This window comes from Paracrocinitomix mangrovi, assembly GCF_019740355.2.
Taxonomy (GTDB): Bacteria; Bacteroidota; Bacteroidia; order Flavobacteriales_D; family Crocinitomicaceae; genus Paracrocinitomix; species Paracrocinitomix mangrovi.
Window position 1 is genome coordinate 3,114,484 of sequence record NZ_CP091819.1, and the last position, 25,094, is coordinate 3,139,577.

Annotated in this window: 18 protein-coding genes; 11 read left to right on the forward strand and 7 right to left on the reverse strand. The window is 36.2% G+C overall.

The annotated features are described in order from the left end of the window. Positions 1–29 precede the first annotated feature (29 nt). Positions 30–530, reverse strand: a complete 501-nt coding sequence (locus K6119_RS14125; protein WP_221832720.1) for an SPOR domain-containing protein — start codon at positions 528–530, stop codon at positions 30–32. Positions 531–795: 265 nt separating this feature from the next. On the opposite strand from K6119_RS14125, the gene K6119_RS14130 reads away from it, so the two are divergent. The 8 genes from K6119_RS14130 to K6119_RS14165 all read left to right on the forward strand — a co-directional run bounded on the left by K6119_RS14130 (position 796) and on the right by K6119_RS14165 (position 12,849). After that, positions 796–2,157 (forward strand): c-type cytochrome, encoded by a 1,362-nt coding sequence (locus K6119_RS14130; protein WP_221832721.1) that lies wholly within the window; start codon positions 796–798, stop codon positions 2,155–2,157. Positions 2,158–2,184: 27 nt separating this feature from the next. Further along, entirely contained in the window at positions 2,185–5,589 is a 3,405-nt protein-coding gene (locus tag K6119_RS14135; RefSeq protein WP_221832722.1) for a TAT-variant-translocated molybdopterin oxidoreductase, read from the forward strand. Between the two features lie 83 nt (positions 5,590–5,672). Beyond that, positions 5,673–7,136, forward strand: coding sequence for an NrfD/PsrC family molybdoenzyme membrane anchor subunit (gene nrfD, locus K6119_RS14140; RefSeq protein WP_221832723.1), 1,464 nt, complete (start codon positions 5,673–5,675; stop codon positions 7,134–7,136). 29 nt (positions 7,137–7,165) lie between these two features. Beyond that, positions 7,166–7,711, forward strand: coding sequence for a DUF3341 domain-containing protein (locus K6119_RS14145; protein WP_221832724.1), 546 nt, complete (start codon positions 7,166–7,168; stop codon positions 7,709–7,711). 6 nt (positions 7,712–7,717) lie between these two features. Then, on the forward strand, positions 7,718–8,437 hold the full coding sequence (locus K6119_RS14150; protein WP_221832725.1) for a c-type cytochrome: 720 nt from the start codon (positions 7,718–7,720) through the stop codon (positions 8,435–8,437). 44 nt (positions 8,438–8,481) lie between these two features. Next, positions 8,482–9,702 (forward strand): quinol:cytochrome C oxidoreductase, encoded by a 1,221-nt coding sequence (locus tag K6119_RS14155; protein WP_237828022.1) that lies wholly within the window; start codon positions 8,482–8,484, stop codon positions 9,700–9,702. A 27-nt stretch (positions 9,703–9,729) separates the two neighbouring features. After that, positions 9,730–11,019, forward strand: a complete 1,290-nt coding sequence (locus tag K6119_RS14160; protein ID WP_237828023.1) for a cytochrome c oxidase subunit II — start codon at positions 9,730–9,732, stop codon at positions 11,017–11,019. A 45-nt stretch (positions 11,020–11,064) separates the two neighbouring features. Continuing rightward, positions 11,065–12,849, forward strand: a complete 1,785-nt coding sequence (locus K6119_RS14165; RefSeq protein ID WP_221832727.1) for a cytochrome c oxidase subunit I — start codon at positions 11,065–11,067, stop codon at positions 12,847–12,849. Positions 12,850–12,916: 67 nt separating this feature from the next. Here the strand turns inward: K6119_RS14165 and K6119_RS14170 are convergent, their stop codons facing one another. After that, positions 12,917–15,406 (reverse strand): heavy metal translocating P-type ATPase, encoded by a 2,490-nt coding sequence (locus K6119_RS14170; protein ID WP_221832728.1) that lies wholly within the window; start codon positions 15,404–15,406, stop codon positions 12,917–12,919. 250 nt (positions 15,407–15,656) lie between these two features. Between K6119_RS14170 and ruvB the strand changes: the two genes are divergently transcribed. Beyond that, complete coding sequence (gene ruvB, locus K6119_RS14175; protein WP_221832729.1) at positions 15,657–16,682, forward strand: Holliday junction branch migration DNA helicase RuvB; 1,026 nt, start codon at positions 15,657–15,659, stop codon at positions 16,680–16,682. After that, the gene (gene queG, locus K6119_RS14180) at positions 16,675–17,598 is read left to right on the forward strand and encodes a tRNA epoxyqueuosine(34) reductase QueG (protein ID WP_221832730.1); all 924 of its coding nucleotides are present in this window, start codon (positions 16,675–16,677) and stop codon (positions 17,596–17,598) included. The genes ruvB and queG overlap by 8 nt, the downstream gene beginning before the upstream one ends. 444 nt (positions 17,599–18,042) lie before the next feature. Here the strand turns inward: queG and K6119_RS14185 are convergent, their stop codons facing one another. The 4 genes from K6119_RS14185 to K6119_RS14200 form a co-directional block, all read right to left on the reverse strand. Further along, a complete protein-coding gene (locus K6119_RS14185) occupies positions 18,043–18,969 on the reverse strand; it encodes an Omp28-related outer membrane protein (protein WP_221832731.1) in 927 nt (308 codons plus the stop codon). Positions 18,970–18,971: 2 nt separating this feature from the next. Beyond that, the gene (locus tag K6119_RS14190) at positions 18,972–20,630 is read right to left on the reverse strand and encodes a DUF6029 family protein (RefSeq protein ID WP_221832733.1); all 1,659 of its coding nucleotides are present in this window, start codon (positions 20,628–20,630) and stop codon (positions 18,972–18,974) included. Between the two features lie 34 nt (positions 20,631–20,664). Continuing rightward, positions 20,665–21,177, reverse strand: coding sequence for a TlpA family protein disulfide reductase (locus tag K6119_RS14195; protein WP_221832735.1), 513 nt, complete (start codon positions 21,175–21,177; stop codon positions 20,665–20,667). A gap of 238 nt (positions 21,178–21,415) precedes the next feature. Beyond that, a complete protein-coding gene (locus K6119_RS14200) occupies positions 21,416–23,251 on the reverse strand; it encodes a T9SS type A sorting domain-containing protein (protein WP_221832737.1) in 1,836 nt (611 codons plus the stop codon). Positions 23,252–23,582: 331 nt separating this feature from the next. On the opposite strand from K6119_RS14200, the gene K6119_RS14205 reads away from it, so the two are divergent. Further along, complete coding sequence (locus K6119_RS14205) at positions 23,583–24,296, forward strand: T9SS type A sorting domain-containing protein (protein WP_221832739.1); 714 nt, start codon at positions 23,583–23,585, stop codon at positions 24,294–24,296. 56 nt (positions 24,297–24,352) lie between these two features. On the opposite strand, the gene K6119_RS14210 is transcribed toward K6119_RS14205, so the two are convergent. Continuing rightward, the gene (locus K6119_RS14210; protein WP_221832741.1) at positions 24,353–25,057 is read right to left on the reverse strand and encodes an SIR2 family NAD-dependent protein deacylase; all 705 of its coding nucleotides are present in this window, start codon (positions 25,055–25,057) and stop codon (positions 24,353–24,355) included. Positions 25,058–25,094: the final 37 nt, after the last annotated feature.

Here is a 25,094-nt window from a genome sequence, read left to right on the forward strand (position 1 = left end):
AAAGGGGGTTGATAATATCGATCCCCTTTTTAATTTTCAGGTAATGCAGGAAGTTGAATTTTATCTTCTACAACAATAGCTGTAAAGAAAATTCCAAGGATTTCTTGCTTCAATTTTTCAGCTTCTAATTTTGTTCTAAAATTACCCACTCTAACGCGATAATTTGGAGCTGAATAATCAATGTATGTTGATACATCATTGTACATAGACATAAATCTTGCTTTTTCAGATTCTGCCTTGCTTTTGTCTTGATCAAAATAAATCATCACACGATATCCGTCAATTAAAACTCCATCCAATGACTCTTCACCTGAACGCACAAATTTTTCCAATTTTTCAATACGTGCATCTTCGTGAATTGTCACATTTCCGTCTTCAACATCATAATCTAATTGAACTTGTTTGCTGATAGTATCAGTTTTTACAATGCTATCTTTTTTACTTGTGGGAAAAGATAACCAGTTTTCGTTTTGCGAAAAACCACCGTAAGCTAGGCTTATGAAGGATATGGCTACTATTATTTTATTCATTTTCAATACTTGTTAAAGCAAAAGTAGAAATTTCTAGAATTATGCTCTCTTTTTAACATTTTTAAAACCTTCAAATTTATCCTCAGTAGGCTTGAAGTGATTATTACCTAAGGCTTTGCAATTATTTGCTTATTTAGAATCATTTTAAATTAATAATTCACCCTTCAAAAATATCCCTCCTACGTCATGAAAAAACGACTTTCTGCTAAATTTGTCGGTGATTAAGTATCTTGTATACACAAGCAAAGCGCATAAAATTTTGCAAATGAAAATATTTGGTTCATTTATCTCACAGAGATTCAAGTTGTTAGCGATAACAACCTTTACACTCTTCTCATTTATAAGCAATATCCATGCCCAGGAGGGAGATCCTGAGATTGGAGGAAAGCTTTTTAAAGCCAATTGTGCTTCTTGTCACTTTCCTGACAAGGACATGACAGGACCTGCTCTTCAAGGAGCAAGAGAACGTTGGATTGAGAGTTCAACAGAAGAAAACTTCTACGCCTGGATTAAAAATTCAGGAGCTGTAATTAAGAGTGGAGACGGTTACGCGAATCAATTGTTCAATAAGTGGAACAAAACGCCAATGACTCCTCAGTCAGTTTCTGATGAGGACATTGATAACATCTTTGCTTATGTAGAGTCTTACACTCCACCTCCTCCTCCAACAGGTGCAACTGGGGAAACTGTAGTTTCTACTGATGATGAAGGATCAAGTTCTTTTATCTGGTGGGTAATTGCAATCTTATTGTTGATTGTAATTGGTGCGGTTGGAACTTCAAGAGGATACTTATCAAGAGCTATTAAACAACAAAACGGTGAAGAAATCAACGAAAACGAAACTGTTTCACAAGCTGCAAGAAGATGGGCTTGGGATAACAGAGGTTGGTTTGGTGTTGTTGTTTTAGTTGGTGTGGTTGCTGTATTAGTGATCGGATTGATGGGATTGATGAAAATTGGTGTATTTGAAGATTACAAACCAGAACAACCAATTAAATATTCTCACAAATTACACGCTGGTGACTTAGGTATTGATTGTAAATATTGTCACAATGCAGCAATGAAATCTAAACACGCAACTATTCCTACGGTGAACGTTTGTATGAACTGTCACAGTCAGGTTCATGAAGGAACTGAGACTGGAACTACAGAGATTTCTAAAATTCACGAAGCAGCAGGATTTGATCCTGAAACAAGAACTTATAGCGGTGAAACTAAGCCTATCAAATGGGTAAAAGTTCACAACTTACCTGATCACGTTTATTTCAATCACTCTCAACACGTAAATGTTGGTGGTGTTGATTGTGCTCAATGTCACGGAGATATGAAAAAAGAAACTGTGGCTCGAGTAATGACTACTGAAGATCTAAACGCAGTAGAAGAAAACGAAATCAAATTTTCAAGACCTACTTTAACAATGGGATGGTGTATTGAATGTCACCAATTGTCAAACGTAGACGTTGCAGGTAGCCACATCAAAGGCGCTCCTGAAAGCGAAGACACTTACTACGGTGTAATTCACCAAAGACTATTAAAAGATAAAGAGACATATCAGAAATATCTTGAAGATGATGTTATTTCTGTTGCGGAACTAGGTGGATGGGAATGTGCTAAATGTCACTATTAATAAAAGATTAAGCGGCTTAATAAAGATATGGGAACAAATAAGAAATACTGGAAAGGCTTTGATGAGTTAGAACAAACTCCTGAGTTTATCGAGAACGCACAAAGCGAATTTCCTCAAGAATTGAGCGTTGAAGAATTCCTTTCTGACAGCAATGTCAATGAAGCTTCAACAGGACGAAGAGATTTCTTAAAATTCTTAGGATTTAGCGTTGCTGCAGCTACATTAGCTGCTTGTGAGGCTCCTGTAATTAAAGCAGTACCTTATGCTGTAAAACCTGAAGATGTTACTCCGGGTGTTGCAAACTGGTATGCTTCAACTTACTATGACGGGTCAAACTATGCTAGTATCCTTGTAAAGAGTAGGGAAGGAAGACCTATTCATATAAAAGGTAACAAAGACTTCGGTTTCACAGGTGGAGCAATTAGCCCACAAATCGCAGCCTCTGTTTTATCTTTATATAATGGTGCAAGATTGACATCTCCGACTATTGATGGAGCCGCTAAATCATGGTCTGACGTTGATGGTGAAATTACTGCAGCATTAAACAAAGTAGCAAATGGTGGTAAAAAGATTGTTCTTCTTTCAGGAACTGAAATCTCGCCTTCTACTTTAGATATTATTGAAAGATTTAAAGCAAAATATGGTGGTTACGAGTATGTAGCAGCTCCGGTTCCTAATCCAATGGAGATGCAAGCTCAAAATCCTACTGCTGATGTACTTCCTGTTGAAGGTGAAATGCCTGAGGCTACAGAAGGGAAAGTTACTCACGTACAATATGATGCTGTTTCTTATAACGGAATTAGAGAAGCTAACAAAGAATCATTCGGTCAAAGAATTATTCCAGATTATGACTTCTCAAAAGCGAAAGTTATCGTGTCTGTTGCTTGTGACTTCTTAAATTCATGGGTATTACCTACACAATTTACTTCGCAATATGCATTAAGAAGAAATCCTGATGGAGAATGGATGTCTCAACACTATCAGTTTGAGTCTAACATGTCACAAACAGGATCAAATGCAGATTATAGAGGAATGATTAAACCTTCACAGCAAGGAGCTGCTTTAGCTTACTTACACAAAGCTGTTGTTGGAACTGCTGTTTCTGGTGCAGATACTGCTTCTTTAGATGAAGACACAATAGCTAAATTAGATTTAGCTGCTGAAGCATTGAAAAATGCAAAGGGTGAATCATTAGTTGTTGCAGGATCAAATAGAAAATCAATTCAAGTTGTTGTTAATTCAATTAACAATGCATTGAATAACTATAAATCTACTATCAATTTGAATAATCCTATCGAGCTTCACAAATCTGAAGACGCTAAGATGGCTCAATTGGTAAAAGATATGGGAGCTGGTAAAGTTGGTGCTATTGTTATGTGGAACACCAATCCTGTTTATACAATGGGTGAATCTTTCAAAACTGCTTTAGAAGGAGTTGAAAATTCAATTGCTATCTCACAATATGCGGATGAAACTGCAGCTTTATGTAAATATGTTGCTGCTGAAAGTCATGCATTAGAGTCATGGAATGATTACAATCCAAAAATGACTGAATATGCTTTAGCTCAACCTACAATCAGACCATTGCACGATACAAGATGTGCTGCTGAGTCATTAATGATTTGGGCTGGTGAAGCAACTCATGTAGGAAAAGACACTACCAATTATCACGATCATATTAAATGGACTTGGGAAAAATATGGATTCCCAATGCAGACTAAACATGCAACTTTCTATGATTACTGGAACGCAATGGTACACCAAAGTACTGAGCCTTCAGGAATCCCTGCAAATGCATCTGCGTGGCCATTCAATGGAAACTTAAGTGCAGCCGGAAAAGATATCGCTGGAATTCAAGCTGGTGATATGGAGGTAGCAATGTATCAAAAAGCTGCTATCGGTGTTGGTACACAAGCTGCTAACCCTTGGTTGCAAGAGATGCCGGATACGGTAACTAAAGTAACTTGGGATAACTATGCTACTGTTTCTTATGAAGACTGTGATAAATTAGGTTTAGAAAAAGGTTTAGGCCAAGAAACTCCTTCTTCTGTTATTACAGTTAATGTAGGAGATACTACTTTGACTTTACCTGCATATCCTCAACCTGGACAGGCTCCTGGAACAATCGGTATCGCTTTAGGATACGGAAGAGGTGAAGGTGGAGAAGAGATTGGTAAAGCTGCTTTCCAACAAGTTGGAGACTACGGACAAGCTTCTAAAAACGTTATTGGTGTTAATGCATTTAAGTTAGTTTCTGATGGAGACTATGATGTTTACAATGCAAGCATCTCTAAAACAGACGAAGAATATAACCTTGCTTGTACTCAAACTCACAGTACAGTAATGGCAAGAAACTCTATTGTTAAGGAAACTACTTTAGGGATTTATAAGACAAAAGGAAAAGGTGCATACAACCATCAACATACTTTACACATGGGATGGGATCACGAAGAAAAACCTGTTACAGAGTTTGATTTGTGGCCAGAACATCCGGTAGAAAAAGTAGGACACAGATGGGGAATGACTATCGATTTAAGTTCGTGTATTGGATGTGGATCTTGTTTGATCGCATGTCAATCAGAAAACAACGTACCTGTTGTTGGTAAAGACGAAGTTAGAAGAGGTAGAGAGATGCACTGGTTAAGATTAGATAGATACTATGCATCTGATGCTGAGGCTACAGTAGGTACAAGAAATCCTGATGATTTTGCAGAAGGAGGTTTTGGAGCATTGAAAAAGCCTGCTAATAACCCTAAAGTTGTTCACATGCCAATGATGTGTCACCACTGTAATCACGCTCCTTGTGAGACTGTGTGTCCGGTGGCTGCTACAACTCACTCTAATGAAGGGTTGAATCAAATGGCTTACAACAGATGTATTGGTACAAGATATTGTGGAAACAACTGTCCTTACAAAGTAAGACGTTTCAACTGGTTCAATTATCCTTCATATAGAAAATTCACTGAGGTAAATCCATCTCAAGATGACTTAGGAAGAATGGTATTGAATCCTGATGTTGTTGTAAGAACAAGAGGGGTGATGGAGAAATGTTCTATGTGCGTTCAAAGAATCCAATCAGGTAAATTGGTTGCTAAGAAAGAGGATAGAATGGTGAAAGATGGAGATGTAACTACAGCATGTGCTGATGTTTGTCCTACTAACGCAATCATCATGGGAGACTGGAATGATGTTAATTCTGGAGTGAGAAAATCATCAGAAGAAGACAGATCTTACCAGGCTTTAGAAGAGATTGGTGTTAAGCCAAATATCTGGTACAAAGTGAAAGTGAGAAATGAGCACAATGAAGAATTAGATGCTCTACAAGTTGAACATCACGGTGGACATGAGTCACACGGAGATGAACATGCAGAAGAAGGACATGATTCAGTTGATACTGGACACGAAAACGGAGCAGAGGATCACGGACATTAATTGAAATAATTCTGCGGGCTCAACGAATTTCGAAAGGTCCGCAGCTTAATAAGAATATTTAGATAAAACTAAACTGAGCAATAATGCATAAAGAAGCTGCGATTAGAGAACCATTAATCTTAGGTCACAAAACGTACAGTGACATTACTGAGGACGTTTGCGGACCTATTGAAGGAAAAGCGCCTAAAGCTTGGTACATCATGTTTGGTATTGCCTTATTAGTGGGGCTTTACGGAATTGGATGTATTCTTTACTTGCTAGGTACCGGGATCGGAACCTGGGGTTTGAACAAAACAGTTGAATGGGCTTGGGATATTACCAACTTTGTATGGTGGGTAGGTATCGGGCACGCAGGAACCCTAATTTCTGCCGTATTATTGTTGTTCAGACAAAGATGGAGAATGGCGATCAACAGATCTGCTGAGGCCATGACAATCTTCGCCGTATTTATGGCTGGATTGTTCCCGTTAATTCACATGGGTCGTCTTTGGGTAGGATACTGGGTATTACCTATTCCAAACCAATTTGGTTCACTTTGGGTAAACTTTAACTCTCCGCTTCTTTGGGACGTTTTTGCGATCTCTACTTATTTAACTGTATCGGTTGTATTCTGGTACATTGGATTGATTCCGGATTTTGCAACTATCAGAGATAGAGCTAAAGGTTCAGTTTCTAGAAAAATGTACGGAATTCTTTCATTTGGATGGTCTGGTAGAGCTAAGCACTGGAACAGATTTGAGATCGTTTCTTTGGTATTAGCAGGATTGGCTACTCCACTTGTATTCTCAGTTCACTCGATTGTATCATTTGACTTCGCTACTTCAGTAATTCCTGGATGGCATACAACAATCTTCCCTCCTTACTTCGTTGCTGGAGCTGTATTCTCTGGATTCGCAATGGTACAAACACTATTGTTGATTTTGAGAAAAGGAATGAAATTAGAGGCTTACATTCATACTAAACACGTTGAATACATGAACATTGTAATCATGGTTACAGGTTCAATCGTAGGTGTTGCTTATTTAACTGAGTTATTTATTTCTTGGTACTCAGGAGTTGAGTATGAATCTTATGCTTTCATCAACAGAGCTACAGGTCCTTATTGGTGGGCTTACGCTTCAATGATGACTTGTAACGTTGTTTCTCCACAGTTAATGTGGTTCAAAAAATTAAGAACTAGCTTATTGTTTACATTCTTCATTTCGATTGTTGTAAACATTGGTATGTGGTTCGAGCGTTTCGTAATTATTGTTACTTCAATTCACCAGGATTACTTGCCTTCTTCATGGAGCATGTTCTATCCTACTTGGGTGGATATAGGAGTATTCATTGGAACAATCGGAATTTTCTTTGCTTTCTATCTTGCATTTGCTAGATACTTCCCTGTGTTGGCAATCGCTGAGTTGAAAACAATTGTTAAGATTTCTGGTGAATCATATAAAAATGGTACTGCACCTGGACATGATGACCATGGAGGAGGAGACCACGGACACGTTGAAGAACCAATTAAAGAAGATAATACTGACACTGCTTCTGAAGAGGAGTAAGACATTAAAATAATTAAATAAAAGATCAGATGGCAGATAGAGTAATATACGCTACTTATGATGATGATCACACTTTGTTAGAAGGTGCTAAGAAATTAGTTGCTGATGGAGTGCATATCTCAGACGTATTCTCACCGTTCCCAATTCACGGTATTGATCCGGTGATTGGAGTAAAACACACGCGACTAGGAATTGTTGCAATGATGTTTGCAGTAACAGGGATGATGTTAGCCGTAATCGGTTTCCAATACATCATGATTTCTGACTGGCCAATGAATATTGGTGGTAAACCAAACTTCTCATTGTTGCAAAACTTTCCTTCGTTTGTGCCAATTACTTTTGAGTTTACAGTATTATTTGCTGCTCATGGTATGGCTTTAACTTATTTGTTAAGAAACAAAACTTTGCCAGGTATGCCTGCGGATAATCCTTATCCAAGAAATACTGACGATAGATTTACAATGGAGATTAGACTTTCTGAAAATGGAGGAATGTCATCTGATGATCTTCATGCTAAGATTAAACAAACTGGGATCGTTGAGATCGAAGAAAAAGATTACGTGGTGATCAAATAACTACTCATGATTATGAAAGTTAAGAACATTAAAAATATTGGATTAGCTGTACTAGTTGGAGGTACGTTACTTTCATGTAAAAGTGATGAAAACTCTCCAGGAATGGAGTACATGCCTGATATGTATAGATCTGCTGCAGTTGAAGGATACTGGGATTATGCAGAGGTAAGAGGAAAGTATGATGAAGATGCAGAAATGTTGATCAGAGATAAATTTTCTTTCGTGCCTCCTGCAGGAACAATTCCTTATGCAGGAACTGATGCTGGTAAAGAAGATATGCCTTATGAGCATGGAGCTCCTGTTAATGCTGATAAAACTCACGGTTTGTATGGTATGCGTCAGGATACAGCAGGTTATGCTAATGCCGCTAATGACAAGAATCCTATTCCTTATTCTGATGAAGTATTAAAAGAAGGAAAAGTATTGTTTGAATCTTTCTGTATCCACTGTCATGGTGAAAAAGGAGCTGGAGATGGACCTGTGCCTTCTACAGGGAAATATCCACCACCACCAGCTTACAATGGACCACTTAAGGACTTACCTGCAGGACAAATCTTCTATTCAATTACATATGGTAAAAACGCCATGGGATCTCATGCATCTCAATTGAATAAAGAAGAAAGATGGAAATTGGTTTACTATGTTCAAAAGCTACAAGGGAAAGATCCTGGAACAGCTAACGAACCGGCAAATCAAGAAGTGAATGAAGTAAACCCTGAAGGATAAGAGGGAAACATTAATTAGAGTATTAAAAAGAAAAGATAGTTTTCATGGAATATCAAATTTCATCTAAAGCGAAAAAAACGATCATAGCAACTGTACTTGTAGGGTTGGTATTGTTTATCGTTGGAGCTATAATGGATAGTGGATCTGCGCAATTTAAGACCAGGTTGTTATCTAATTTTTTAATTGATGGTTTCTTCTTCTTTGCCATTGCATTGGGAGCCTTGTTTTTCCTAGCGTTACAATACGCAACAGAAACAGCTTGGTACGTTGTAATTAAAAGGGTAATTGAAGCCGTTGCATCCTACGTAATTGTTGGTATTGGTGTCTTACTTGTATTGTTTGCTGTTATTACCTTCATGGATGGAGGATATTCAGTAAATGAGCACGGGCATCATGTTGGTCATATTTACCAGTGGATGGATCATCACATGGTAGAAAATGATTCAATGATTGCTGGAAAAGCACCATTCTTAACTAAACCATTTTTCTGGATTGCAACAGTAGTATATTTCGCGATTTATATCTTGTTCTACAGAGGATTTAGAAAAAGATCTTTACAAGAAGACATTGAAGGTGGTACAAATATCCACTTCAAAAACTACGTAAAAGGAGCTGTTTTCTTGGTATTGTTTGGATATTTTTCATCTACTTCATCTTGGCACTGGATCATGTCTATTGATGTACACTGGTTCTCAACTTTGTTTGGATGGTATACATTTGGTGGATTGTGGTGTACGGCAATGACAGCAATTATGTTGTTGATCATTTACCTAAAAAGAAATGGATACTTAGCACAAGTAAATGATTCACATGTTCATGATGTTGGAAAATGGATTTTCGCAACTTCATTCTTGTGGTCTTATTTATTCTTCTCTCAGTACATGCTTTATTGGTATGCTGATATTCCTGAAGAAGTAATTTACTATGTTCAAAGAATTGATCAGTACCCTGTTATTTACTGGGGAATGTTCTTAATTAACTTTATTGTCCCTATGCTTATCTTAATGTCTAGAGAAGCTAAGAGAAATTTAGGAATCTTAATGTTTGTTTGTATTGTGATCATCATTGGTCACTGGGGAGACGTATTTATGTTGATCACTCCAGGTTCAATGGGAGAATACGGAACAATTGGATTAATTGAAATTGGTTTATTCCTGGCGTTTGCAGGTGTATTTGCATATTATGTGTTAAACACTTTAACAAAGGCGCCTTTAATGCCAAAAAATCATCCTTATTTGGATGAAAGTAAACACCACGAGATTTAATAGATATAGCGTAAAAAGAGTATAGAAATGGGAATGAAATTAATAGTACTAGTCGTAATCGTTTTGGCGGTCATAGCTGTGGCCCAGATCATGCGTGTTTACGAACTTTCTTCAAAGTTAAAGGGACACAGGGAAGAAGATATCGATTTAAAGACGAATAACATCAATGCAGGTTTGATGCTTGTGTTTGTTACCATTTTCTTTGGATCGCTATTGTATATGATTTATTTGTATGGTAGTGGTGCAATGCCTCCTGCTGCTTCAGAGCATGGAGTTGACGTAGATTGGTTATATAATATTAACTGGATTATTGTATTCGCAGTTTATTTTGGTACAAATGGATTGTTGTTCTGGTTCTCTTATAAATACTCATATCATCCGGATAGAAAAGCTTACTACTTTCCTCATGATAACAAATTAGAGATGATTTGGACAATTGTTCCTGCTGCAGCTTTAGCTGTGATCATCACTTTAGGTTTGATGGTATGGAACAAGATTACTGGAGCACCTTCAGATGACGCAGTAGTAGTTGAAGTTTATGCTGAACAATTTAAATGGACAATCAGATATTCAGGAGATGATAATCAATTAGGATATTCTGATTATAAATTAGTGAATGCTGAAAACCCACTTGGTGTTATTACTGAAGAATTTGTAGACAAAAGAATCGAGGAGATTAAAGGTGACATTGATGCAGATCAACTAACACTTGATAATTTCAGATCTAATACTGCTGAAGTTGGATTGTCAAAAGCTAACGAATATAAGCTTGAGCACAACATTGAGAAAATGGGAAGAATCAAAACTAGAATCGAAACAATGAAAGGTTCTATGAATGATTCAATCTATTCTAAAGCAGGTGATGATTACATTTCAAAAACAGCATTGTTTTTAGTAAAAGGTCAAGAATACCAGTTTATTTTTAGATCAAGAGATGTAATTCACTCGGCTTACTTCCCTCACTTTAGAGCACAAATGAACTGTGTGCCTGGTGAAAGAACTAAGTTGAAGTTAAAACCGATAATGACTACTGCAGAAATGCAAAAAGAAATTAAAGACCCTGATTTTTCATACATTTTAATGTGTAACAAAATTTGTGGAGCTTCTCACTTTAACATGTATTTGCCTGTAATAGTTGGAACGCAAGAAGAATTTGAAGCTTGGAAAGCTGATCCAATTAACTATGCACCAGTTGTTGATGTTGCTGAAGAAGGAGACGCTGGAAGTGACGAACTAGAAGCTGATGACGCTTCTGTTGAAGATGGAACTGAAAATGCTGAAGACGCTGGAAACGGAGAAGGCGAACCAACGCATTAATTGATATTATTAGATAAGATTTTAGAAAAAACTAAAGAATAGAATATGGCAGCTACAGCAGCGCACGGACACCACCACAAAGAGAGTTTTATTACAAAGTACATTTTCTCTCAAGATCACAAAATGATCGGAAAGCAGTTTTTGGTAACGGCTATATTTATGGCCGTAGTAGCGGTGATCCTTTCAGTATTATTTAGAATTCAACTTGGATGGCCAGGTGAAAGTAGTAGTACTTTATCTTTCTTCCTTGGAGATAAATGGGCTCCGGATGGAGTTTTAGATCGAGGAATGTATTTAGGTCTAGTTACCATTCACGGTACCATCATGGTATTCTTCGTATTAACTGGTGGTTTATCCGGAACATTCTCAAATATTTTGATTCCATTACAAGTAGGAGCACGTGATATGGCTTCGGGATTGTTGAATATGATCTCGTACTGGTTGTTCTTTGTGTCTTCTGTATTGATGTTTTATTCATTATTCCTTGAAACAGGACCTGCCGGTGGTGGATGGACAATTTATCCTCCGTTATCTATTTATGAGCAAGCTACTCCAAGTTCAGGAATGGGTATGACAATCTGGTTGACGTCAATGACAATATTCATTGCTTCATCTTTATTGGGTTCATTGAACTATATCGTTACTGTATTGAACTTAAGAACAAAAGGAATGAAAATGACAAGATTGCCTTTGACTATTTGGGCATTCTTTATCACAGCCGTAATTGGTGTTCTTTCTTTCCCTGTTCTTGTTTCAGCCGTAGTGTTGATGTTGATGGATAGAACGTTAGGAACATCTTTCTATGGTAATGAATTGATTGAAGGTACTGAAATCATGGAAGTATCTGGTGGTTCACCAATACTTTATGAGCATTTATTCTGGTTCTTAGGTCACCCTGAGGTATATATCGTATTATTACCTGCATTGGGTCTTACATCAGAAATTGTATCTACAAACTCAAGAAAGCCAATCTTTGGATACCGCGCAATGATCGGATCTATTTTAGCGATTGCTTTCTTATCGTTTATCGTATGGGGTCACCACATGTTTATTACTGGTATGAACCCGTTCTTAGGAGGTGTATTCGTATTTACAACTTTATTGATTGCGATTCCTTCTGCAGTAAAAGTATTTAACTACTTAACTACTTTGTGGAAAGGTAATATCAGATATACACCAGCAATGTTATTCTCTGTTGGATTGGTATCATCATTTATTACTGGTGGTATTACAGGTATTATTCTTGCTGACTCTGCCTTGGATATTGCAGTGCATGATACTTATTTCGTAGTTGCTCACTTCCACGTGGTAATGGGATTATCTGCAATCTTCGGAATGTTTGCGGGAGTGTATCATTGGTTCCCTAAAATGTATGGTAGAATGATGAATTCTAAGTTAGGTATGGTTCACTTCTGGGTGACTTTGGTATCTGCTTACGGAGTATTCTTCCCAATGCACTTTGTTGGAATTGGAGGAGCACCAAGAAGATATTATGACTATTCAGTTTATGAGTCATTTGATGGAAACCAATATGAAATGATGATGGATTTGAACGTAGTGATTTCAATCTTTGCGATAATCGGTGCATTAGGACAAATCATCTTCATCTTCAACTTCTTCTATAGCTGTAGAAGAGGACAGGTTGCAACTCAGAATCCTTGGAAAAGTAACTCTCTTGAATGGACAACTCCGGTTGAGCACGTTCATGGTAACTGGCCAGGTGAGATTCCTGAAGTTTACAGATGGCCTTATGATTATTCTAAACCAGGAATGGAAGAAGATTTCTGTCCTCAGACAGTTCCATTAATGGATGGAGAAGAAGAACACTAACAATTGATTAAATAACAATATAAAAGCCTGCTGATTTCAGCAGGCTTTTTTGTTTAGTATCTATTAATTATATGCTAGTTGATCTGAGTCTAAGTGCATTTGCAATTACTGAAACTGAACTAAAACTCATAGCTAATGCCGCAATCATTGGTGATAACAGTAAATCAAAAGGAATAAACAATGCTCCTGCAGCTACTGGAATTCCAATAGCATTATATCCTAAAGCAAATAATAGATTCTGTTTAATGTTCTTCATTACTTTATCACTTAGCTTGCGCGCTTTTAAAATTGCTTTTAAATCACCTTTTACAAGAGTTATAGAAGCACTTTCTATCGCCACATCTGTTCCAGTACCCATGGCAATACCAACATCTGCTAATGCCAAAGCAGGGGCATCATTAACCCCGTCACCTGCCATAGCAATTTGTAATCCTGTTGATTTAAGTTCTTTTACCTTATTTAATTTGTCTTCAGGTAAACAACCGGCAAAATAATCTGTAATACCAACTTCATTTGCTACTGCTTTTGCTGTTTCTTCATTGTCACCTGTCATTAAAATCACTTCAATTCCATCTGCCTGTAGCTGTTGAATAGCAGCCTTGCTTGTTTTTTTAATCTTATCTGAAATCACAATGCTTCCAACCATTTTTCCATTAATGGCAACATAAGAGATAGTTTTACCTTGTTCTTGAAATACTTTCGCTTCTTTCTGAACTTCTTGGCTACCTACTATCATTTCATCTCGCATTAGCTTGTCATTTCCAATGAATATTGTATTTGAATTAATTTCTGCCTTAACACCTTTTCCGCTTATTGATTCAAAAGAAGTAGATGATTCAATTTTTGCGTCGTTTTCTTTGGCAAAATCTACAGTAGCAATTGCTAATGGGTGCTCGCTATTTTGATTTACTGAAGCTATGATTGACAGCAACTCTTTGTATTCAATTTTGTCTGAATGGATTACCTTTTCAACTGATGGTTTACCTTCAGTAATAGTCCCTGTTTTATCTATTATTAGAGTGTCAATTGCATTCATTTTTTCAAGGGCTGCCGCATCTTTAATTAAAACGCCTGATTGAGCTCCTTTTCCCACACCAACCATCACAGACATTGGTGTAGCTAAACCCAGTGCACAAGGACATGCGATAATTAAAACAGCTATGGCATTTACAAATCCAAAGACAAGTTTAGGATCTGGTCCCCAAATAGCCCATAAAGCAAAAGTGATCACAGAAATCGCAATTACAATTGGCACAAAATAAGATGATATTTTATCGGCAAAATTCTGGATTGGGGCACGACTTCTACTAGCATCATTAACCATTTCAATAATTCTGGATAACAAAGTATCACTTCCAATTTTTTGTGCCTCCATGGTGAAAGTTGAATTACCATTAATTGTACCGGCACTTACATTATCTCCTTCAATTTTGTCAACAGGTAAAGATTCACCACTAATCATTGATTCGTCTACAGATGAATTGCCTGATATGACCTTTCCATCAACTGGGATTTTTTCACCCGGCTTTACCTTTAAAATGTCACCAATTTGGACTTTGTCTATCCCAACAATTTTTTCTTCGCCATCAACAATAATTGTGGCTTGATTTGGAGCCAACTGCAACAATTCTTTTATGGCATTATTTGTCTTGCTATGAGCTTTTGCTTCTAACACTTGACCCAGTAGCACAAGAGTCAAAATAACTGTACTCGCTTCAAAGTATATATGAACATTGCCGTCGGGACCTTTAAATTGAGCTGGAAAAACATCCGGCAAAAGCAAGCCGAACAAACTAAATATCCAGGCTACACTTGCTCCAATTCCAATTAAGGTAAACATATTTAAACTTCTTCTAACTATTGAAGAGTAAGCCCGCTTAAAAAACATCCAACAGGCATAAAATACTACCGGAATAGAAAGTGCAAATTGAACCCATTGCCACGCATATCCTGACATTATTTGACGAAGAGGATTACCTTCAAACATATCTACCATTGCTATGATAAATATTGGAGCGGTAAAAGCAACTGAAATCCATAATTTATTGAGCAGTCTTTTATAGGTCTTTTCTTCTTCACTTTCATTTGCTTCCAGTGGAATTAATTCCATCCCACATTTGGGACATGACCCTGGATCATCACTCACAATTTCAGGGTGCATTGGACAGGTGAATTCGGTAGTTGCTTTCTTTAATTTAGGTTGCTCTATCAAATCCATTCCGCAAACCGGACAATCACCTGGCTTGTCATAAGTTTTATCACCCTCACAACGCATGGGACAGTAATAAATACCTGTTCCAGTTGATTTTGGCTTGGACATTTTCATTTGATGATCATGTTTAGGCGCATCTTCAGGTAAATAAATATTGTAATGAGTAGATGCTAGAGCTTTCTGTAAATTATTTATGTCAACATGTTGATCCATTTCTACAATGGCTTCACCTTTTTCAAGATTTACTTCAACTTTGGTGATATGTTCTATTTGAGCAATGGCATCATGAACGGTAGATACACACCCTTGACAACTCATCCCTTCAATTTTATATATATGTTTCATTGATTTTATTCCATTTGAATTAGGTTAATAATTCCAAACTATATAGAGGTAGTACAAGTACTTTCCCTTACACTATATTCATTTTGTTGTGAAATATCAAATTATTATGACATGATTTAACAAAGTTAAAGATTAATAAGGCTTCATTTCAATTGGATAAAAAGGTGAATATCTTTAAATGACAATGCTATTTCATCATAAATGAAAGCTGTATATTTGATGAAACAACTACGTTTAAAACAACAAACCTTTGGAATCATTTGATTATAGAGACGAAGAGAATTTTTCAGGAGAAGAAGAGTTTGATCAGGTATTAAGGCCCAAGAAATTTGGTGATTTTGCTGGTCAATCTAAAGTCCTGGAGAATCTTGAAGTTTTCGTTCAGGCTGCAAAGCAAAGAGAAGAATCATTAGATCATGTTTTATTACATGGTCCTCCCGGTTTAGGTAAAACAACGCTGGCAAATATTATTGCTAACGAATTAGGTGTGGGAATCAAAATTACTTCTGGCCCTGTACTAGATAAACCGGGTGATTTAGCAGGTTTGTTAACTAACCTTGAAGAGGGTGATGTACTTTTTATAGATGAAATTCATAGGTTAACTCCCGTAATTGAAGAGTATCTTTATTCAGCTATGGAGGACTTTACAATTGATATCATGATAGATTCAGGACCTTCTGCCAGAACAGTACAAATTACTTTAAATCCATTCACCTTAATTGGTGCAACAACACGTTCGGGCTTACTAACTTCTCCCTTAAGAGCAAGATTTGGAATTAATAGTAGGTTAGAATATTACGATACAGAAGTATTGTCACATATTGTTGAAAGAGCTTCAGGAATATTAGGCGTAAGTATTGATAAGGATGCTGCTATTGAAGTAGCAAGAAGAAGCAGGGGAACACCTAGAATTGCTAATGCATTATTGCGTAGAGTTCGTGATTTTGCACAAATTAAAGGTGATGGTCATATCAATTTGGATATCGCTGACATGGCTTTAGAAGCATTAAATGTTGATCAAAATGGCCTTGATGAAATGGACAACAAAATCCTATCTGTCATTATTGAGAAATTTAACGGAGGTCCCGTTGGATTAACAACTATAGCAACGGCTGTTGGTGAGAATGCAGGTACTATTGAAGAAGTTTATGAACCTTTTTTAATTAAAGAAGGATTTATAATGCGTACGCCCAGGGGTAGAAAGGTCACAGAAAAAGCTTTCAAACATTTAGGAAAAGACCTGGGATTCTTCCAGGGAGGATTATTCAATGAATAAATCAGCCATTAGCAAATGGATTAAGCAAGAAGCGATTGAAATGGGTTTCTTGTCTTGTGGAATTGCCAAAGCAGATTTTTTGGAAAAAGAAGCCGTTCACCTGGAGAACTGGTTGAATCAGAATTATCAAGGCAAGATGTCTTATATGGAGAATCACTTTGATAAAAGAGTAGATCCCCGAAAATTGGTAGACGGAGCTAAAAGTGTGATATCTGTATTGCTGAATTATTATCCCGAGCAAGATTTATTTAAGGAAGCACCATTAAAGATTGCTAAATACGCATATGGAGATGATTATCATAATGTAATCAGGAAAAAACTGAACCAACTAATTGACTTAATAAAAGAAAGGGTAGGTGAAGTTAATGCCCGTTGTTTTACCGATTCTGCACCTGTTTTAGACAAGGCATGGGCGGAAAGGGCTGGCTTAGGTTGGATAGGTAAAAATGCAAATCTTATATCAACGCAAAAAGGTTCTTTTTTCTTTATTGGTGAGATTATTATTGATTTGGATTTGGAATATGATGAACCAGCAACAGATCATTGTGGTACTTGCACAGCTTGCATAGATGCATGTCCAACCGGAGCTATTATAAAACCTCAATTAGTGGATGGCTCAAAATGTATATCCTACTTAACTATCGAATTAAAAGATGAACTAATTCCTAAGGAGTTCGAAGGGAAAATGGATAATTGGGTTTTTGGTTGTGATATCTGTCAAGATGTATGTCCATGGAATAGATTTAGTAAACCCCATAAGTTTGATGAATTTAATCCACATCCTGAATTATCCAATACTGATCTTGATAAGCTGAATAAAGAAACATTCAACCTTTTATTTAAGCATTCTGCAATTAAAAGAACTAAGTATGAGGGCTTGGTCAGAAATGTGCGTTTCGTTAAAAATGAACAATAAAAAAAGGCCCCTAAAAAGGAGCCTTCGATTGTTTTTTTCTAGTTTTTTTGGTTAGGCCTTATTAAAGGCTACTTTAAGTACATCCGGATATACATTTCCGAATTTGTTCATGCACCATTCTTTGAAATTTTCAATCTCTTCAGACTTTAACCATTTCAAAGCTTTTGATAATTCCTTTTGAAATAAAAGTTTGTCAAAACTAACTTTCGTTAGTATTTCCTTGCACATTTCTAACATACGCTTCGTTTTCAAGTAGTTCTACAAATATAGAGATTTGATCGACTAACAAGTGTTAAAAAGCTATTAACTTATCAACACGAACTTCTTTAATCGATTAAAATCACACTAAATAGACGGCGATTTTTTTGATTTATTTTCAAAAAGATATGAAAATATGTTAAATAATGCAATATGATTTGGCGATAAGAATGAAAAAAATTGTCCTTATAGTTCGTGCTTAATCACTTGCAAGATTTCATACGTTGTGATGTCATAAACATAAATCAACAAATGATAATCTGAATTGTCTTTACCTGTAGGTAGTTTGTATGAATAATCAAAGTATGATTTGCTTCCGGCTGTAATAGTTGGAACAGTTTGTCCCCAAGGTAAATCATCAATAGTTCCTCTTAAAATGTTGTGGTGGTGATATGCACTGTCTTTATAGCCATTGTCATCTTGATAATCAATTACCTCATTTTCTAATAAATACACAACCGTATTGCAATCATTAGGAAGGTCCGCCAAAGGTTCTATTTCTGTGTGTAAGTAAAATCCATTGGTTGAACTGTAGTAATTACTTTGAGCCTGAATATTAACTTGTAAATTATTCTCAGCTATGGCATTTGACACTCTTGCAGACCAAGCATTGTATAATGAAAACATAGATTCACCAGAAGGGGTAATTCTACTTACTGTTCCCTGAGGATTAGCAAAAAATCCGAATCCCGAAGAAAATTCCTGACCGTAAGCAATACTTGTGCTGTTAAAGAATTCAGTACAAAATTTATGGTAGTCACCTATTCCGCAGCTGTCTGCTAATTCTTGAAAAGCAGTTAATCCGCCAGGACCGGCATGAACAGAAGCTACAAACACTCTGTCTGGATTTGCTGACTCAATAGCCTCCGCTTCAGTAGCAGCATCCGGACAATTTGGGCAACGGTGACCTGTATAATCTTCTAAAACAAAGTTTCTATTTGAATTTGTATTTTGGGTCCAAACAGGGTCCGGATAATCTTCCCAGTTACCTTCAAATATGGTTGTGTCTAATAAAATTGCCGGTTTAATAGGTTTATCAATTTTATCACATGACATCAGTGAAACAGTCATTGTTACTACTGATAAAATTCCAATGTATAATGCTCTCTTCATAATTAAAAAGTTGAAGTGAAGGTGATTGTTAATCCATTAGTGGCAGGTACTGGTCTACATACACCTCCTATACAAAATATTCCTTCTCTTTGTCTACCGTAAACTACCATAATCCTACTTGATCCCATAATGTACCCGGCAGACCCTATTAAATAATGCAGTCTTTGCGAGCTATTGGGGTTTCCATAATTCCACTGGTCCATTACAGCAAAGAAAAAGCTAGGAGAAATGGTATATTCAACTAATCCGGTAACCCAATCTCCTTTGTCTCTATTGTTTTTTCCAGTCCATAGTCCTTGTAGTTCCCAACGAATAGTATGTTTTCTACTTATTTTATATTGTGCATCAATCACAGCAATATTTGAGCTGATAATTCCGGATGCTCCTTTTGTTACCAGATTTGCATCATTGTTAAAATCAAAGTGGAAGTATTTAACGCCTATTTTCCAGTTTTTATTGAGTTTTCTTTTTATTTCAATATTAAAATCTCTGTAAAACAAGCTATCACTTTTATCAAATAATCCTGTTTTATAAGTTATTCCCGTTGAATCTTCAGGGTTGATTGATGAAGTATGTCTAACCGGTCTGTAAGCAGTTGCAAAGTTTACATTGATTTGGGTTCCGTATTTACCACCAATTTTAGTATTCTTAGGTATTTTATAAAAAACATCTGCTTGAAATGCTACTTCACCTACAGGTTGTGTTGCATAAGGGTATAGCGTTGCAGCTAAATTATAGGTGTGTGATTTAGTTAGAGCAGGTAAAAAGTTGATTTGCAAATCCGTTAGTGCTAAATCAGGATTTACTCTAAAACTCATATTGTCTATTGATTTGGCTGATAATACAATACCTAAACCTTTTTGAGAATACCCCATATTAATTAAGGTTCCATGCCCTTTATTGAATATATATCCGTTGTCTTGTGAAGGATCATTTTCTTTGATTATGTGCTCAGCTTCTAAATAAAACTTATCATATTTCATATAGATTCTTCCTCCATAAGCTCCCACATTTTTAGGCATTATATATGCCGCATTTGATACGGATTGATATTTACTGATGAAACTTCCTCCTATTCGCAATTTAAATTTGGATGAGTCTAACAATCCTAGGAATTGAGAAAAATCTATTTCACCGTCAAAACCTCTAACTAACCCATCTGAATTTTGAAGACGACTATTAAAGTCAAACCTCATTTTACCATAAATTCCTTTAATAGTTAAACCCGGCATTGGCGTCAACTTCAATTGCAAACCATCCATTGCATTGTCAATTCCTAATTGACGCTGCTCATAAGATCTAAAGATCATCCCTGATCCAAATTGTTCATAGAAATTTCCGGCAGTAAACTCTACCAGATCATGTTTGTAACCAACATATCTATATCCTAAACCGGTTCCTGAGAACCTATCAGGATAACCAAGGACATGGGGTAAATAAGATTCGAATCTGGCTCCTGCTTTAAATCCTTTGTATGTATAATTGACTAAAGCGTAACTGTTAAGTACCGTTTTTTCAGAAGGTTGTTGAGCACCTATCAAAGTATCTTCATTTAGATATTGAAAAGTAGACTCTACATTTCCAGAAATATTTGGACCCAATAATTGAGCGTAACTAGCTGTTGTTAGCAACAGCATTAAAGGAAGAATTAATTTCTTCATGGTTTAGACTAGTGGATTTTGGTTGGGGTAATTACTATTTTGAGATGGCTAATATCTGATCGTAAAGCTCTTCTTCATCTCCAGGAACGTATCCTGAGTGAGACCATACAATATTACCTTCTCCATTCACTAAGAATGTTTGCGGTGGAATGTTAACTCCCATGGCTCTTTTTAAGTCACCGTTAACGTCCATCCAAATATCATATTCCCATCCGGTAGAATTTACGTAAGGTTCAACTGAATTCGTTGTTTTTTGATCATCTACAGATACAGCGATAAGTTTTACTCCTGTTTCGTCCTGCCAATCTTCATATAAATCAGCTATTGCATTCAATTCTTGTTTGCAAGGCTTACACCAGGTTGCCCAGAAATTAATTACAATTGGCTTCCCATCATTTTTAACATCTGCCGTATTAATAGTATTTCCCTGCATGTCTTTCAAGGTAACAGCCGGAACTTTTTTTCCATCTTTACCATTTCCTCCATCAGGAATAAATGCCATTGTTAATAGCGCAACAACTGGTAAGATCAAGAATAATTTTTTCATAGTTACAAGTTTTCTTTAGTCTTTACAAAAAACAGACCAGAATTTAGTCTCAGGTAAAGATAAGTTAATTTACCTCTTTTTAATAATTGAATAAGCGTAAATGGTTGAAATCCTAAATAAAGTTATTTTGATCTAATTGACTTTAATATAGGTGCATAATGTGATAGAAATCTTGAAGATTAAAAACAAAAGACCCGAGAAATATCCCGGGTCTTTCACTATTTATTATAGGTTGTTATTATCTGATAGACAATTTCGAAGTTTGAACTTGTCCGTTGATAGTCGTTTTTACTGTATAAAAACCTTTAGCAAAACCATTTACATCAATTTGGTAAGTGTATGTTCCAGCTCCTAAATTATTAGCGCTTTCAACATAAACAACTTGACCTAAAGCATTGATGATTTCAATCTGCATATCAGCAGCTTCTTTTAATTCAACTTTTACGTTAGTAATATCAGTTGATGGATTTGGATAGATAGACAATACAGCATTCAATTCATTTTCTTCAATGCTTGCACCTTGAGTACTTGCATCTGATTGGAATTTACCTGATTCGTCATCTCCCCAGTTTCCAACAAAGTCATAAACTGCAGTTCCACCATAAGTTTCTAAGTGAGCTCCATAAGCAGATGAGCTTGTGCTTGATCCACCTGCGTTGAAGATCATACCATCACCATAAGAATCTGTAACTTCAAAGATAAAGCATCCTGCACCACCAAGATCTACATTGTATTCGAAAGTTTGGTTGGCATCAGCTCCACCACCACCCCATTGGTCTGCGGTTCCGGCTGTATATGAATCAGTAGCAATAACACTCATTGCATCATTGTAAATTGTCCATCCAGTTTCACCAGGATAGTAGTCAGTATTAACTGTAACTTTTACATATTGTCCAGTAGTTGGAGCTTCTGAGAATGATTTAACAATTGTATTGTTAGCAGCAACGTCATCAGCACTTCCGTTAACAGTTGTAATATCAACGTTTAAGTTATTACTAGCTAAAACATTAAATGTAATAGGATCTAATGTGATAAATTCAGTTTGACCGAAAGCAATGTTTCCAGTCCAGCTTGTTACAACAGCAGTTCCACCATTTACGTCAGCTGAAATTGACATTGAAGTAATATCTTGCTCACCTTCGTTTTTAACAGCGATAACAGGATCAATTGTAGCTGAAGTTCCTGAACACAATGCAGAAATATCATCAGCAAAAGTTAAGTTACCATCAGTTTGATAAGGGAAGTTTGTTAAAGTCAAAGGAACTTCAACTCCTGTTTCAACACTTTGTTGACCCTCAGCCATGTAAGCTACAATTTGCAAATCTCCTAATTGGTAATCAACACCATTTAAGTCAGCAGGAATTGTATATGTCTGAGTGATTGATCCAGTTGAGCTTGTAGTAGTAGGAGTAACATCAGTTCCCCACTGTCCAGTTACAAAATGTCTCAACATATGTTGGTGATTGTATTTACCATTAGGCAAAATATTTGCCGGATAAAAACTGTCAGCACCTGTTTGAGGACCTTGAACATTGTTCATTAAAACTGCAATATTCAATTTGTTAGTAGCTTGAGGGCTATCTCCAGTATAGTAGTACTCTACAGTTACACTTAATTCTTTAGTAGTAACATCTAAAGTAGCTTCACCAGCTAAATTCACATATGATTGTTCAGCTAAGATTTGATCTCCTGCATCATCCCAGTACGAGCGGCTCATTGCTGTTCCACCGTCCATTGCTAAAGAAGCAAAAACTTGTCTGTTAACTGATCCAGCAGGATAACCTGTTAAACTTGATTGATTCGCTAAAGCAGTTCCGAAAGGTGTTCTGAAATCAGGATCACCTCCAGAAGGAGCAGCATATCCACCTACGTGAACGTTAACCAATACAACATCATTTGGATGCGCATCTTTATATTGTTGCGCCAATTTGTGTCCATCAGGACAATAAGTACAATAAATACCTGTGTACTCTTCTAAAACAACATTTCTGTTTTCTGGAGTAGTACTAACAGGCAGCTGTGCCATACTCACTCCACTAGCTAGAAGTGATGATATGAGTAAAAATTTCTTCATGTTTAGATAGTTTTTAATCGTTATTAGTCCAACCAAATGTAGGTAGAATGAATTGTTAAAGAAAAAACAAAGGTGCACGATTCTAGTAATCCTAATTGTGAATTATTTAACTCAGATTATTAGAAACAAGTGGTTGATTGATATTGAATCCCTTTCAAAATAAGGATTACATGAAAATTAACTTAGTGTAAACAAAATTAACAATTGTCACAAACCACTTACACATTGGACTCCTAAAATGTTAAACAATTCCTAAATTGATTTAGGTACTGTTTTTGTACACTCTTTATATGTATATTTGTTTTAAGTAAAAGCCTAAAAACTATTGTCTATGCAAAAAATTTACTCACTTATTATTGGATGTTTCGCATTTTCTCTTGGTGCTGTTGCCCAAGTTGAAATTCACATGGATAATGATCCAGGAACAAATTACAATGGTCAAAATGTTCCTTTAACTATTGGATATCAAGATTACACCATTTATATGCATGCTGTAAACACCTCAGGTGCTGCTGCAAATTATAATTTTAGAAGAGTGATTATGAGTAGTACTGCTACTTTTACAGATCAGTTCTGCGACAATCAATTGTGTTATGTAACTTCAGGAAATGATTGGACAACTCCTCAATCAAATGCAATTCCTGCTGCTGATTCTTCTTTAATGAAGCCATTATTAAACTTTACTGGAGGTGGTGATTTACATTTAAGATATTATGTACTAGATGCTGATAATGGTGATGCTGCTATTGATTCAGTTGATTTCACTATTACATCAACAGTTGGAATAGAAGAGAAAATTGATATCTCTCTTTCTGCTTATCCTAATCCTGCAAATGATGAGTTCTTTATCAACTTCAACGGAAATGAAGGAAAAGAATTTCAATTGGTAGTTTACAATGTTGTTGGTGCAGAAGTAATGAAAAAGACTTTAGTTAATGGCTTAAATAAATTGAATGTAGAGGATTTAAACAATGGTGTTTACTTTTACTCAATTGTTAACAACAATGACATTATTGAAACTAAGAAATTGCTAGTGAGACACTAGTAATTGATAAATAAAATTAATTGAAGAAAGACTCGAATTTATTTCGGGTCTTTTTTTTATCCGTTAAGCTGCAATAGGTGATCTACTAATTCAGGAATTTTTGTACTGGCAGGACCCTTGAAAAGTTTAACATTGTTGAACTTAACATTCGTCAATTCATTAATATCGACAATGAATTTTTGACAGTTCTTTTTGCAAGCATATAGCAAGTTGGCGGCTGGATAAACATTTAAAGATGTTCCTACAACGACAAAGATGTCTGCATCTCTAACAATGTCTTCTGCTTCAAACATCTTTGGAACAGATTCACCAAACCAAACAACATGTGGACGAAGCTGATGACCACTATTAGACAAATCTCCAATTTTAATTATCGGATTTTGTAAAACTCTGACATCATTTGGATTAATGGAACATTGTGCTTTCAATATTTCACCATGTAGATGCAATATGTTTGTTGAACCAGCTCTTTCATGTAAATCATCTATGTTTTGCGTTACAATATGTACATCAAAGTGATTTTCTAATTCAGCAAGTGCGAAATGAGCCTGATTTGGTTGTGCTTGAATACACAATTCTCTTCTTTTATTGTAAAAATCTAAAACAAGTTCTGGATTTTTTTCCCAGGCTTCGGGAGTGGCAACTTCATTTATGTCATACTGATCCCATAAACCTCCCTTGTCTCTGAAAGTTCCAAGTCCGCTTTCGGCACTGATACCAGCACCTGACAGAACCACTAGTTTCGACTTTTTGTTGCCCATGGAGTAATTAAGGTTGTCTAAAAATAATGAATATAAT

What these genes read in the sequence shown, in the direction of transcription:
- K6119_RS14195 (WP_221832735.1), bottom strand. Translation starts at nt 21,177, where the DNA reads ATGAAAAAATTATTCTTGATCTTACCAGTTGTTGCGCTATTAACAATG.
- K6119_RS14155 (WP_237828022.1), top strand. Translation starts at nt 8,482, where the DNA reads ATGGAATATCAAATTTCATCTAAAGCGAAAAAAACGATCATAGCAACT.
- K6119_RS14165 (WP_221832727.1), top strand. Translation starts at nt 11,065, where the DNA reads ATGGCAGCTACAGCAGCGCACGGACACCACCACAAAGAGAGTTTTATT.
- K6119_RS14170 (WP_221832728.1), bottom strand. Translation starts at nt 15,406, where the DNA reads ATGAAACATATATATAAAATTGAAGGGATGAGTTGTCAAGGGTGTGTA.
- K6119_RS14160 (WP_237828023.1), top strand. Translation starts at nt 9,730, where the DNA reads ATGGGAATGAAATTAATAGTACTAGTCGTAATCGTTTTGGCGGTCATA.
- K6119_RS14200 (WP_221832737.1), bottom strand. Translation starts at nt 23,251, where the DNA reads ATGAAGAAATTTTTACTCATATCATCACTTCTAGCTAGTGGAGTGAGT.
- K6119_RS14210 (WP_221832741.1), bottom strand. Translation starts at nt 25,057, where the DNA reads ATGGGCAACAAAAAGTCGAAACTAGTGGTTCTGTCAGGTGCTGGTATC.
- nrfD (WP_221832723.1), top strand. Translation starts at nt 5,673, where the DNA reads ATGCATAAAGAAGCTGCGATTAGAGAACCATTAATCTTAGGTCACAAA.
- queG (WP_221832730.1), top strand. Translation starts at nt 16,675, where the DNA reads ATGAATAAATCAGCCATTAGCAAATGGATTAAGCAAGAAGCGATTGAA.
- K6119_RS14145 (WP_221832724.1), top strand. Translation starts at nt 7,166, where the DNA reads ATGGCAGATAGAGTAATATACGCTACTTATGATGATGATCACACTTTG.
- K6119_RS14125 (WP_221832720.1), bottom strand. Translation starts at nt 530, where the DNA reads ATGAATAAAATAATAGTAGCCATATCCTTCATAAGCCTAGCTTACGGT.
- K6119_RS14205 (WP_221832739.1), top strand. Translation starts at nt 23,583, where the DNA reads ATGCAAAAAATTTACTCACTTATTATTGGATGTTTCGCATTTTCTCTT.
- K6119_RS14190 (WP_221832733.1), bottom strand. Translation starts at nt 20,630, where the DNA reads ATGAAGAAATTAATTCTTCCTTTAATGCTGTTGCTAACAACAGCTAGT.
- K6119_RS14135 (WP_221832722.1), top strand. Translation starts at nt 2,185, where the DNA reads ATGGGAACAAATAAGAAATACTGGAAAGGCTTTGATGAGTTAGAACAA.
- K6119_RS14130 (WP_221832721.1), top strand. Translation starts at nt 796, where the DNA reads ATGAAAATATTTGGTTCATTTATCTCACAGAGATTCAAGTTGTTAGCG.
- K6119_RS14150 (WP_221832725.1), top strand. Translation starts at nt 7,718, where the DNA reads ATGATTATGAAAGTTAAGAACATTAAAAATATTGGATTAGCTGTACTA.
- K6119_RS14185 (WP_221832731.1), bottom strand. Translation starts at nt 18,969, where the DNA reads ATGAAGAGAGCATTATACATTGGAATTTTATCAGTAGTAACAATGACT.